We start from the raw sequence: 12,448 nt of genomic DNA on the forward strand, positions 1-12,448 counted from the left end.
TGTCGGTGATAAACAATACTGATAGGTGTTGACAAGATTAGCACGCATCCGTATTGTTTGTCACCCATAGGTGACTAAAAAATTAGGTGAAAAAAATGGCAAGAATCGCAGAAAGTGAGATCGCACGACTGAAATCCGAGGTCTCATTATTGCGATTGGTCGAAAGCCAAGGCTACACCGTGACCAAGCAAGGCAAAGACTATGTGGTGAGTTGCCCGTTCCATGAAGAAAAAACCGCCTCTTGTGTGATCAGTCCTAAAACCAACTTGTTCCACTGCTTTGGCTGTGGTGCTGGTGGCAGTGTCATTGACTGGGTAATGAAAACACAGGGTGTCAGCTTCCGCTTTGCCTGCGAGCTACTACAGAAAGACTTAGGACTAATCACCGAAACTACGAGCAAGGCACCGACTAAAAACACCACCACAAAACTGACTCCACCCTTAGCCGCCAATGCGGATAGTCAGACCGCCTTAAGCCAAGTCATTGACTACTATCACGAGACCTTCAAACAAGCCCCAGAGGTACAAGAGTATTTACGTTCGAGAGGTTTGGATAATCCCGAACTGATTGACCGTTTTAAATTAGGCTTTGCCAATCGCACCTTGGGTTATCGCTTGCCAGAAAAGAATCGAAAAGCCGGTGCTGAATTACGCGGTAAGCTTCAAGAAATAGGCATTCTTAGAAATAGCGGCCATGAACACTTTAACGGCTCGTTGGTCGTTCCCATCATCGATGAAAACGGCGTAATCACTGAAGTGTATGGCCGTAAAATATTAGGCAGCCGATTACGCAAAGGCACAGCCCAACACCTGTACTTACCTGGGCCGCATGAAGGTGTGTGGAATATCGAAGCCTTTAAAGCTTCAAATGAAATTATCTTGTGTGAAGCCTTAATCGACGCCATGACCTTCTGGGTTCACGGTTTTAGAAATGTCACCGCGAGCTATGGTACATCCGGTTTTACCTCTTCCCACTTAGCCGCCTTTAAACAGTACGACATTAAACGTGTACTCATTGCTTATGATCGAGACGAAGCAGGCAATAACGCAGCAGAGAAACTAGCAAAGGAATTACAAGCCGAAGGCATCGACTGTTTTAGAATCCTGTTGCCCAAAGGTATGGATGTTAACGAGTATGCCCAACAAGTTACCCCAGCTCAAAAAACATTGGGCTTAGTGATCCGTAATGCGGAATGGATGGGAAGCGGTAAAGCTCCCGAAAGGCAATTAGAAATAAATACCGTTGAGCCTGCCTTCGATCCTGACACCGGCGAAATCTTCGAGCCAGAACAACCCGAAGTTGCGGCAATACCAGAAACCACCAACGCCTCACCACTACCAGAACCCGCCGATAACGTAAGTGCTGAAGTTAGCGAACATGAAACCATAATCGAACTAGGCGACCGCCGTTATCGTGTTCGGGGTATCTCAAAAAATATGAGTTACGACCAACTCAAAGTTAATGTACTGGTGAGCCGTGATGATAATTTTTACGTGGATACACTCGACATCTACAGCGCAAGACATCGAGCGGCTTACATCAAGCAAGCCAGTATCGAACTGGGTTTAAAAGATGATGCGATTAAAAAAGACCTGGGCAAAGTCTTATTGAAACTAGAAGAGCTGCAAGAAAAACAAATCAAAGGCGCACTGGAGTCGGAAGAAAAAAAGGTAAGTCTGAGCGATGAAGAGCAAAGTGCCGCCCTCGAATTACTGAAAGACCCATCACTTCTTAGCCGTATTCTTGAAGACTTTAATCGTGCCGGTGTGGTTGGGGAAGAAACCAATAAACTTGTTGGATATCTGGCTGGTGTATCACGAAAACTGGATAAGCCCTTGGCTGTAATAATCCAAAGCTCAAGCGCTGCCGGTAAAAGCTCGCTAATGGATGCCGTCCTAAACTTAATGCCCGAAGAAGAGCGGGTGCAATACTCCGCGATGACAGGCCAAAGCCTGTTTTATATGGGTGAAACCAACCTCAAACATAAAATACTGGCCATTGCTGAAGAAGAAGGCGCAGAGAATGCGAGTTACGCTTTAAAGCTTCTGCAATCCGAAGGGGAAGTGACGATTGCGTCAACAGGCAAGGATGCTACGACAGGGAATCTGACTACCCAGGAATACCGTGTTGAAGGGCCGGTGATGTTGTTCCTAACCACCACTGCAATCGACATTGACGAAGAGTTAATGAACCGCTGCTTAGTGTTAACGGTGAATGAAAACCGTGAACAAACCGAAGCGATCCACTCACAACAGCGTTTAGGTGAAATGCTGGAAGGCTTATTAGCCAATGAAGAAAAACAGCACATCATAAGCTTGCACAGAAACGCACAGCGCCTGTTAAGACCGCTAAAGGTAGTCAATCCCTTTGCCAATCAGTTGAGCTTCTTAAGCGATAAAACCCGCACCCGGCGCGACCACATGAAGTACTTAACCTTAATCCGCACCATTGCTTTATTGCACCAATATCAGCGTGAAATAAAAACCGTGACGCATAACGGCAAGCAACTGAAATACATTGAGGTCACGCTAGAAGACATCGACACCGCCAACCGTTTAGCCAATGAAATACTAGGCCGCACCCTGGATGAGCTACCGCCGCAAACACGGCGTTTACTCATGTTGATTAACGATATGGTGAGCCAGCGTTGCACCGAGTTGAAACTGGAAAAACAAGACTACCGCTTTAGCCGCCGAGAAATACGCGATGCAACAGGCTGGAGTGATAATCAACTCAAGGTGCATTGCCAACGTTTACAAGACTTAGAGTACTTGTTGGTTCATCGTGGTGGCCGTGGTCAATCAATGGAATATGAGCTGCTATTTACTGGCGACATAGAATCAAATCAGCCCCAACTTGCTGGCTTGGTGGACGTAAATACATTACGAAACCAAGGCTACGATGAAAATAAGTTGGGGCAAAAAGAGAATAAGTTGGACTCAAGTTGCCCCCAAGTTGGTGCTAAGTTGGATAGTGGTTGTGGTGATGAAAATGAAAAAAATACTACAAATAAAGGCTTAAACGGCAATAGCAGTAAAAGTGACTTAAAAAGCACTGTTCCCGTAGAAAAGTTAGTTGCATCGCATCGTAACGACACCATCACAATGGATGTGTAGCAATGCCGAAGAAAGGAGAGAAAACACCACGCCCACCGATAGGCGATCCCAACGACCCAGAAAGCCTATTTAATTACATGCGCCGCTTTTTACTTTGGCAAGCTGAAAAAAACTACTCACCAAAGACGATTGAAAACCGCGAAGTGTATCTGCGTTACTTTATCCAATGGTGTGATGAACGCGGACTCACAAAACCGCCCGAAATTACCAAGCCGATTATCGAACGCTATCAGCGTTACTTGTTTATGTATCGAAAAGAGCGTGACGGTGAGCCATTATCAACGCGAAGCCAGCACGTAAGAGTTGCACCGATTAAAGCCTGGTTCAAATGGTTAGCAAGACAAAACTATATCTTGTACAACCCCGCCAGTGACTTGGACTTGCCACGCCTTGAACGACGACTGCCTAAAAATATATTAACGGTGGCCGAGTCCGAAGCCATCATCAACCAGCCCAACACCTACACACCAACGGGCGTGAGAGATCGAGCGATATTAGAAACGCTTTACTCAACAGGAATGCGTCGAATGGAATTAATAAACCTGAAGTTGTTCGACATCGATACCGAACGCGGAACCGTGATGGTGAGGCAGGGCAAAGGGAAGAAAGACAGAATGATCCCAATAGGCGAACGCGCTTTAAAATGGATCGAAAAATACCAAGTAGAAGTGCGACCAAGCTTAACGATGCCAGACGACGAGGGCACCTTGTTCCTGACTAACTTGAGCCAAGCCTTTACCGCAAACCGATTAACGCAAATGGTGCGGGAATACATCGACATGGCCGACATTGGCAAGCGTGGAAGCTGTCACTTGTTCCGCCACACGATGGCCACCTTGATGCTGGAGAACGGCGCAGACGTTCGCTTTATCCAAGCCATGCTTGGACACGTAAGCCTTGAGACAACGCAAATCTACACCCAAGTCAGTATCCGAAAACTCAAAGACATCCACACCGCAACACACCCCGCCAAGATGATGCGAGCACAGCAGCCAGAGCAAGAAACGGAACCAGACGAAGAGACATTACTCTCCCTCTTAGCCGCCGAAGAAGCGGAAGAAGAAAAAGACTAAAAGAGCAAAAGCGCTTGTTTATGGCGGACATCTGACTTCTTCCTCCGGCTGTCACAGCCCTTGCTAAAAAGACCAGCAAGGTCAGGCGCCAGCCTACCATTGTGCAAACCTGAAAGTGAATCACTCCGTAAGAGAGCTTGCAATAATGTTGCGGCCCGTTCCTTCCAGGGCTTGTCATGCCCTTTGCAAAAAAAAGCAAAGGTCACGCCAAACCCTTCCAGTCTCTAAGCGCGCAGCTTCCATAGCCCGCAGCCCTGCGCGCACCTTGCCCAGCGCACTTCAGGTGTCTTGCATTGCGTTCTGTCCGCATTGGCCAAAAGCCGCCAATGCTCCCGCCACTCCATGCCAGCCATCTTCCGCCGCGCTGCCCCGTGATGGCCAGCAAAAAAACGCTGGCCACATAAGCACCTGGCGGTGCTTAGTGCTTGCTAAAAACAAAAGCCACTAAGGGCAAAAGCATGTCGCTGTAAGCTGGGTTCAGCAAGTTACGTGCGGGTCTAGTCCGCGCTTCTTCCCGCCAGTTACCGCCGCACGTGGCTCCCTGCGGTGGCCACCTTGCGCAAAAAGCGCGCAAGCTGTCCATCCTCGGCAGCTCAGTTAAAAGCAAAAGTGCGTCGGGGCTTTTAACTTGCTAGAATCGTTGCGCACCTGGGGTGCAGGCTCTTTAAGTGGTTGAAGGCGTTAGGAAAAGTGGCGGGTTAGTCTACGACGAACATCAGGGTGTCTTGATGTTACAAAGAGTGGACTTAGAGAAGCAGATAATATTGCTAATGGCCCGAAGTTAGCGAAACAGCTAACTAATGAATCTGCGAGATCTCCTTTCAATGCTAGTGGTGGTCTCACTGAAGGGACTATTAAAAACTCTACAAAAATTATTGATTCGTCTCAGATTAAAAACTCAGCCATTCCTAAAGGTTACAGTAAATATACAACAGAGACTTTCCAGTCTCCGTCAGGTAATTTCCAGACGCATTTTTATAAGAATGATAAGACTGGAGAAGTGTTTTATGGCCAAGATTACAAGGCTATCTTTAATTCAAAGTCAGGCGGGTAATGCATGAAAGTTAAATGTATTAAATTGATAGACGCACAAACAGGAGAGTCTTTGAAGAATAGCTCCTGGTTAACGGTTGGTAAGGAATATCATGTTTTATCTGTTTTTATTGCGGATAGCCAACCAGCCGAATATCGATTGCTCTCTGATGATGGCCGAACACCTGGCATGTATAAAGCTGATCAATTTGAGTTGGTAAATAAGAAGTTACCATCAAGTTGGGTGGCGAATTATGAGGCTGAATCTTATTTTGAATTGGCTCCAAAACTTTGGGTCGAACCTGGGTTTTGGGAGTCCTATTTTGATGGGGAGCCGGATGCGGTTGATGTATTTAACTCAGAAAAAGAAAGTATTTTGAGTGAAGGATAAAAACCAAACTTGTTAATTAGCCCCGCAAATGCGGGGCTACTTATTTAAACCACAGTAAAAACCAGTTTCTTGTCATACACCTCAATGGTGTAAGGCGTCCCAATCTCAAATCCGGCTTGTTCAAGCCAAAACCCCCGTAAATTAATCCAAGGAATTTTACGCCAAGCGCCAGCGCCGTTATCGTTTTTTAAAGGCGGGTAGCCAGTGGATTGAACGGTGACTTGTTTAGTAATGTGTTGCTGATTGTCGGATGAATACGACGTTGCTGGTTCCTGAATCTGCCACAGGCAGTTAGAATCGTAGCTACTCATGATAACCTCGTGTATAGGTTGTTGTGATAGCTGGCCTGTTGGGTTGCCGCCCTTCAGGTCAGTGCTTTATGCCTATCGCCATTGCTTATGAGTATGCTTGCCGTGCCTTGGCATCCCGAACCAAACTATCTACGACAAATAAAATCCGCTCTTTGTCTGCTGGGTTAAGTGCATCAACTTGCTGCCAGCGTTCCATCATGGCTTTGTCATGGAGAGCAGTTGGTAAAGCCTTATTCGCCACTAGATAATCCATTGTGACTTCTAAAGCATCAGCCAGCTTCTTGGCCACCTCAACAGACGGTGACATCTCGCCGCGTTCATAGCGACCGATAATCGCACCGGATGTGCCAATCAACTGTCCCAGCTCAGGCTGAGATAAGCCTTTCTCTTTGCGTAAGTCGTGTAGTCGTTTAGCCAAAGTCGTCTCGCTATTACTCATCAAATATCACCTAACCGTTCTTTTAATCCGCTGAAAGCACGCTTTAGTGCGAATTTATAGGACGTGTCGGTGATAAACAATACTGATAGGTGTTGACAAGATTAGCACGCATCCGTATTGTTTGTCACCCATAGGTGACTAAAAAATTAGGTGAAAAAAATGGCAAGAATCGCAGAAAGTGAGATCGCACGACTGAAATCCGAGGTCTCATTATTGCGATTGGTCGAAAGCCAAGGCTACACCGTGACCAAGCAAGGCAAAGACTATGTGGTGAGTTGCCCGTTCCATGAAGAAAAAACCGCCTCTTGTGTGATCAGTCCTAAAACCAACTTGTTCCACTGCTTTGGCTGTGGTGCTGGTGGCAGTGTCATTGACTGGGTAATGAAAACACAGGGTGTCAGCTTCCGCTTTGCCTGCGAGCTACTACAGAAAGACTTAGGACTAATCACCGAAACTACGAGCAAGGCACCGACTAAAAACACCACCACAAAACTGACTCCACCCTTAGCCGCCAATGCGGATAGTCAGACCGCCTTAAGCCAAGTCATTGACTACTATCACGAGACCTTCAAACAAGCCCCAGAGGTACAAGAGTATTTACGTTCGAGAGGTTTGGATAATCCCGAACTGATTGACCGTTTTAAATTAGGCTTTGCCAATCGCACCTTGGGTTATCGCTTGCCAGAAAAGAATCGAAAAGCCGGTGCTGAATTACGCGGTAAGCTTCAAGAAATAGGCATTCTTAGAAATAGCGGCCATGAACACTTTAACGGCTCGTTGGTCGTTCCCATCATCGATGAAAACGGCGTAATCACTGAAGTGTATGGCCGTAAAATATTAGGCAGCCGATTACGCAAAGGCACAGCCCAACACCTGTACTTACCTGGGCCGCATGAAGGTGTGTGGAATATCGAAGCCTTTAAAGCTTCAAATGAAATTATCTTGTGTGAAGCCTTAATCGACGCCATGACCTTCTGGGTTCACGGTTTTAGAAATGTCACCGCGAGCTATGGTACATCCGGTTTTACCTCTTCCCACTTAGCCGCCTTTAAACAGTACGACATTAAACGTGTACTCATTGCTTATGATCGAGACGAAGCAGGCAATAACGCAGCAGAGAAACTAGCAAAGGAATTACAAGCCGAAGGCATCGACTGTTTTAGAATCCTGTTGCCCAAAGGTATGGATGTTAACGAGTATGCCCAACAAGTTACCCCAGCTCAAAAAACATTGGGCTTAGTGATCCGTAATGCGGAATGGATGGGAAGCGGTAAAGCTCCCGAAAGGCAATTAGAAATAAATACCGTTGAGCCTGCCTTCGATCCTGACACCGGCGAAATCTTCGAGCCAGAACAACCCGAAGTTGCGGCAATACCAGAAACCACCAACGCCTCACCACTACCAGAACCCGCCGATAACGTAAGTGCTGAAGTTAGCGAACATGAAACCATAATCGAACTAGGCGACCGCCGTTATCGTGTTCGGGGTATCTCAAAAAATATGAGTTACGACCAACTCAAAGTTAATGTACTGGTGAGCCGTGATGATAATTTTTACGTGGATACACTCGACATCTACAGCGCAAGACATCGAGCGGCTTACATCAAGCAAGCCAGTATCGAACTGGGTTTAAAAGATGATGCGATTAAAAAAGACCTGGGCAAAGTCTTATTGAAACTAGAAGAGCTGCAAGAAAAACAAATCAAAGGCGCACTGGAGTCGGAAGAAAAAAAGGTAAGTCTGAGCGATGAAGAGCAAAGTGCCGCCCTCGAATTACTGAAAGACCCATCACTTCTTAGCCGTATTCTTGAAGACTTTAATCGTGCCGGTGTGGTTGGGGAAGAAACCAATAAACTTGTTGGATATCTGGCTGGTGTATCACGAAAACTGGATAAGCCCTTGGCTGTAATAATCCAAAGCTCAAGCGCTGCCGGTAAAAGCTCGCTAATGGATGCCGTCCTAAACTTAATGCCCGAAGAAGAGCGGGTGCAATACTCCGCGATGACAGGCCAAAGCCTGTTTTATATGGGTGAAACCAACCTCAAACATAAAATACTGGCCATTGCTGAAGAAGAAGGCGCAGAGAATGCGAGTTACGCTTTAAAGCTTCTGCAATCCGAAGGGGAAGTGACGATTGCGTCAACAGGCAAGGATGCTACGACAGGGAATCTGACTACCCAGGAATACCGTGTTGAAGGGCCGGTGATGTTGTTCCTAACCACCACTGCAATCGACATTGACGAAGAGTTAATGAACCGCTGCTTAGTGTTAACGGTGAATGAAAACCGTGAACAAACCGAAGCGATCCACTCACAACAGCGTTTAGGTGAAATGCTGGAAGGCTTATTAGCCAATGAAGAAAAACAGCACATCATAAGCTTGCACAGAAACGCACAGCGCCTGTTAAGACCGCTAAAGGTAGTCAATCCCTTTGCCAATCAGTTGAGCTTCTTAAGCGATAAAACCCGCACCCGGCGCGACCACATGAAGTACTTAACCTTAATCCGCACCATTGCTTTATTGCACCAATATCAGCGTGAAATAAAAACCGTGACGCATAACGGCAAGCAACTGAAATACATTGAGGTCACGCTAGAAGACATCGACACCGCCAACCGTTTAGCCAATGAAATACTAGGCCGCACCCTGGATGAGCTACCGCCGCAAACACGGCGTTTACTCATGTTGATTAACGATATGGTGAGCCAGCGTTGCACCGAGTTGAAACTGGAAAAACAAGACTACCGCTTTAGCCGCCGAGAAATACGCGATGCAACAGGCTGGAGTGATAATCAACTCAAGGTGCATTGCCAACGTTTACAAGACTTAGAGTACTTGTTGGTTCATCGTGGTGGCCGTGGTCAATCAATGGAATATGAGCTGCTATTTACTGGCGACATAGAATCAAATCAGCCCCAACTTGCTGGCTTGGTGGACGTAAATACATTACGAAACCAAGGCTACGATGAAAATAAGTTGGGGCAAAAAGAGAATAAGTTGGACTCAAGTTGCCCCCAAGTTGGTGCTAAGTTGGATAGTGGTTGTGGTGATGAAAATGAAAAAAATACTACAAATAAAGGCTTAAACGGCAATAGCAGTAAAAGTGACTTAAAAAGCACTGTTCCCGTAGAAAAGTTAGTTGCATCGCATCGTAACGACACCATCACAATGGATGTGTAGCAATGCCGAAGAAAGGAGAGAAAACACCACGCCCACCGATAGGCGATCCCAACGACCCAGAAAGCCTATTTAATTACATGCGCCGCTTTTTACTTTGGCAAGCTGAAAAAAACTACTCACCAAAGACGATTGAAAACCGCGAAGTGTATCTGCGTTACTTTATCCAATGGTGTGATGAACGCGGACTCACAAAACCGCCCGAAATTACCAAGCCGATTATCGAACGCTATCAGCGTTACTTGTTTATGTATCGAAAAGAGCGTGACGGTGAGCCATTATCAACGCGAAGCCAGCACGTAAGAGTTGCACCGATTAAAGCCTGGTTCAAATGGTTAGCAAGACAAAACTATATCTTGTACAACCCCGCCAGTGACTTGGACTTGCCACGCCTTGAACGACGACTGCCTAAAAATATATTAACGGTGGCCGAGTCCGAAGCCATCATCAACCAGCCCAACACCTACACACCAACGGGCGTGAGAGATCGAGCGATATTAGAAACGCTTTACTCAACAGGAATGCGTCGAATGGAATTAATAAACCTGAAGTTGTTCGACATCGATACCGAACGCGGAACCGTGATGGTGAGGCAGGGCAAAGGGAAGAAAGACAGAATGATCCCAATAGGCGAACGCGCTTTAAAATGGATCGAAAAATACCAAGTAGAAGTGCGACCAAGCTTAACGATGCCAGACGACGAGGGCACCTTGTTCCTGACTAACTTGAGCCAAGCCTTTACCGCAAACCGATTAACGCAAATGGTGCGGGAATACATCGACATGGCCGACATTGGCAAGCGTGGAAGCTGTCACTTGTTCCGCCACACGATGGCCACCTTGATGCTGGAGAACGGCGCAGACGTTCGCTTTATCCAAGCCATGCTTGGACACGTAAGCCTTGAGACAACGCAAATCTACACCCAAGTCAGTATCCGAAAACTCAAAGACATCCACACCGCAACACACCCCGCCAAGATGATGCGAGCACAGCAGCCAGAGCAAGAAACGGAACCAGACGAAGAGACATTACTCTCCCTCTTAGCCGCCGAAGAAGCGGAAGAAGAAAAAGACTAAAAGAGCAAAAGCGCTTGTTTATGGCGGACATCTGACTTCTTCCTCCGGCTGTCACAGCCCTTGCTAAAAAGACCAGCAAGGTCAGGCGCCAGCCTACCCTGGTGCAAACCTGAAAGTGAATCACTCCGTAAGAGAGCTTGCAATAATGTTGCGGCCCGTTCCTTCCAGGGCTTGTCATGCCCTTTGCAAAAAAAAGCAAAGGTCACGCCAAACCCTTCCAGTCTCTAAGCGCGCAGCTTCCATAGCCCGCAGCCCTGCGCGCACCTTGCCCAGCGCACTTCAGGTGTCTTGCATTGCGTTCTGTCCGCATTGGCCAAAAGCCGCCAATGCTCCCGCCACTCCATGCCAGCCATCTTCCGCCGCGCTGCCCCGTGATGGCCAGCAAAAAAACGCTGGCCACATAAGCACCTGGCGGTGCTTAGTGCTTGCTAAAAACAAAAGCCACTAAGGGCAAAAGCATGTCGCTGTAAGCTGGGTTCAGCAAGTTACGTGCGGGTCTAGTCCGCGCTTCTTCCCGCCAGTTACCGCCGCACGTGGCTCCCTGCGGTGGCCACCTTGCGCAAAAAGCGCGCAAGCTGTCCATCCTCGGCAGCTCAGTTAAAAGCAAAAGTGCGTCGGGGCTTTTAACTTGCTAGAATCGTTGCGCACCTGGGGTGCAGGCTCTTTAAGTGGTTGAAGGCGTTAGGAAAAGTGGCGGGTTAGTCTACGACGAACATCAGGGTGTCTTGATGTTACAAAGAAGGGAACCTTCCCTGATGAAGTCTTTAAATCTAAGGCTCCAAAGAAAACAGCTCCCGGCACGGAGACTCTAGAAGGGCAACATATTAATGATCAGGGCAGAGTTGAACCGTGGAAGGCTCATTATGATGAGTACGGTCGCCTAATAGGTCGAACAGATTACAATGCTGGAAATAAAACTGATGGCATTCCAGATACTCATCACCATACCAAAGAATATAATGCTGAATTCCCTCTTGGACGGAGTACTGGTGATCATATTCCAGGAGAATATCAACCATGATATACAATAGTGTTGAAGAGTTTGCTGCTTTAACGCCTCGGCATTATAGATTTTTAAAATCTATAAATTTAAAGAGAAATATAAGTGAAGATAATTGTTCTTTGTATGAAGTGGAAATTATTTTAAGTAATCTCGGCGATGGTGATTCTACTGACTTACGAGTGCGTTGTACGAATGCCTTTGATATCAAAATTGCAAATGTTGAAGGAATGCCAGGCTTACTTGTTAATATAGAAGACATTCGTGTCCGACAGCTTGAGGGTGGTACATACAAAATTGCGGAGCAAGAAGAAGATGCATTTTCTTTTTATTGCGAAGAGTTTTTTGCTGAACTGATTTAGCTGCAATGAATAATGCCCCGCAATGAATAATGCCCCGCAGTTATAAAGAGAAAATAGGACATCCATAAATTTGATTTAACTTTTATTCTCTACCACGAAAAAAGAAAATAAAAAGGACATCCATAAATTTGACTTTGCTTTTCTCCTCTTCCATAATCCCAAACCATGACTAAACCTCGTTCCGAACAAGTCTCAATCGAAGACACGCCGTTTTATCACTGCATGGTCCGCTGTGTGCGCCGTGCTTTTTTGTGTGGCGATGATTATGAAACCGGCGAGAATTTCGATCACCGCAAACAGTGGTTGGTCTCTCGCCTTCGATTTTTATCCTATGTTTACGCCATCGATATTTGTGCTTACGCGGTGATGAGTAATCATTACCTTACCACGTGATTTTGCACGTTGAGGAAATAAATAGGACATCCATAAATTTAACTTCACTTTTCTCCTCTGTCATAATCCCAAACCATG

At 46.5% G+C, this 12,448-nt stretch carries 9 protein-coding genes; 7 read left to right on the forward strand and 2 right to left on the reverse strand.

The features are described from left to right. Window positions 1-95 precede the first annotated feature (95 nt). The 3 genes from ACYQ28_RS16025 (at window position 96) to ACYQ28_RS16035 (ending at window position 5,612) form a co-directional block, all read left to right on the forward strand. Window positions 96-3,116, forward strand: coding sequence for a CHC2 zinc finger domain-containing protein (locus tag ACYQ28_RS16025; protein ID WP_460051728.1), 3,021 nt, complete (start codon window positions 96-98; stop codon window positions 3,114-3,116). A 2-nt stretch (window positions 3,117-3,118) separates the two neighbouring features. Further along, window positions 3,119-4,189 carry a site-specific tyrosine recombinase XerC gene (xerC, locus tag ACYQ28_RS16030; RefSeq protein ID WP_460051730.1) on the forward strand — a complete coding sequence of 357 codons (1,071 nt, stop codon included), beginning with the start codon at window positions 3,119-3,121 and terminating at the stop codon, window positions 4,187-4,189. 1,057 nt (window positions 4,190-5,246) lie between these two features. Further along, entirely contained in the window at window positions 5,247-5,612 is a 366-nt protein-coding gene (locus tag ACYQ28_RS16035) for a hypothetical protein (RefSeq protein WP_460051724.1), read from the forward strand. A 44-nt stretch (window positions 5,613-5,656) separates the two neighbouring features. Here ACYQ28_RS16035 and ACYQ28_RS16040 read toward each other — a convergent pair whose 3' ends face one another. Together ACYQ28_RS16040 and ACYQ28_RS16045 are read right to left on the reverse strand one after the other, a co-directional pair. Further along, window positions 5,657-5,923 (reverse strand): SymE family type I addiction module toxin, encoded by a 267-nt coding sequence (locus ACYQ28_RS16040; RefSeq protein ID WP_460051725.1) that lies wholly within the window; start codon window positions 5,921-5,923, stop codon window positions 5,657-5,659. Window positions 5,924-6,008: 85 nt separating this feature from the next. Next, window positions 6,009-6,341 carry a helix-turn-helix domain-containing protein gene (locus ACYQ28_RS16045; protein WP_460051727.1) on the reverse strand — a complete coding sequence of 111 codons (333 nt, stop codon included), beginning with the start codon at window positions 6,339-6,341 and terminating at the stop codon, window positions 6,009-6,011. Window positions 6,342-6,521: 180 nt separating this feature from the next. Here ACYQ28_RS16045 and ACYQ28_RS16050 point away from each other — a divergent pair, with 180 nt between their 5' ends. From ACYQ28_RS16050 to ACYQ28_RS16065, 4 genes are all read left to right on the forward strand, one after another. Continuing rightward, on the forward strand, window positions 6,522-9,542 hold the full coding sequence (locus tag ACYQ28_RS16050) for a CHC2 zinc finger domain-containing protein (protein WP_460051728.1): 3,021 nt from the start codon (window positions 6,522-6,524) through the stop codon (window positions 9,540-9,542). A gap of 2 nt (window positions 9,543-9,544) precedes the next feature. Next, window positions 9,545-10,615 (forward strand): site-specific tyrosine recombinase XerC, encoded by a 1,071-nt coding sequence (xerC, locus tag ACYQ28_RS16055; RefSeq protein WP_460051730.1) that lies wholly within the window; start codon window positions 9,545-9,547, stop codon window positions 10,613-10,615. A 1,017-nt stretch (window positions 10,616-11,632) separates the two neighbouring features. Beyond that, window positions 11,633-11,977 (forward strand): hypothetical protein, encoded by a 345-nt coding sequence (locus tag ACYQ28_RS16060; RefSeq protein ID WP_460051732.1) that lies wholly within the window; start codon window positions 11,633-11,635, stop codon window positions 11,975-11,977. A 165-nt stretch (window positions 11,978-12,142) separates the two neighbouring features. Then, window positions 12,143-12,370 (forward strand): hypothetical protein, encoded by a 228-nt coding sequence (locus tag ACYQ28_RS16065; RefSeq protein ID WP_460051733.1) that lies wholly within the window; start codon window positions 12,143-12,145, stop codon window positions 12,368-12,370. The last annotated feature ends 78 nt before the right edge of the window (window positions 12,371-12,448 follow it).

The organism is Sessilibacter sp. MAH1 (genome assembly GCF_054658315.1).

Excerpts from the sequence above, each read along its gene's own strand:
- ACYQ28_RS16025 (WP_460051728.1), top strand. The coding sequence starts at position 96 with ATGGCAAGAATCGCAGAAAGTGAGATCGCACGACTGAAATCCGAGGTC.
- xerC (WP_460051730.1), top strand. The coding sequence starts at position 3,119 with ATGCCGAAGAAAGGAGAGAAAACACCACGCCCACCGATAGGCGATCCC.
- ACYQ28_RS16035 (WP_460051724.1), top strand. The coding sequence starts at position 5,247 with ATGAAAGTTAAATGTATTAAATTGATAGACGCACAAACAGGAGAGTCT.
- ACYQ28_RS16040 (WP_460051725.1), bottom strand. The coding sequence starts at position 5,923 with ATGAGTAGCTACGATTCTAACTGCCTGTGGCAGATTCAGGAACCAGCA.
- ACYQ28_RS16050 (WP_460051728.1), top strand. The coding sequence starts at position 6,522 with ATGGCAAGAATCGCAGAAAGTGAGATCGCACGACTGAAATCCGAGGTC.
- xerC (WP_460051730.1), top strand. The coding sequence starts at position 9,545 with ATGCCGAAGAAAGGAGAGAAAACACCACGCCCACCGATAGGCGATCCC.
- ACYQ28_RS16060 (WP_460051732.1), top strand. The coding sequence starts at position 11,633 with ATGATATACAATAGTGTTGAAGAGTTTGCTGCTTTAACGCCTCGGCAT.
- ACYQ28_RS16065 (WP_460051733.1), top strand. The coding sequence starts at position 12,143 with ATGACTAAACCTCGTTCCGAACAAGTCTCAATCGAAGACACGCCGTTT.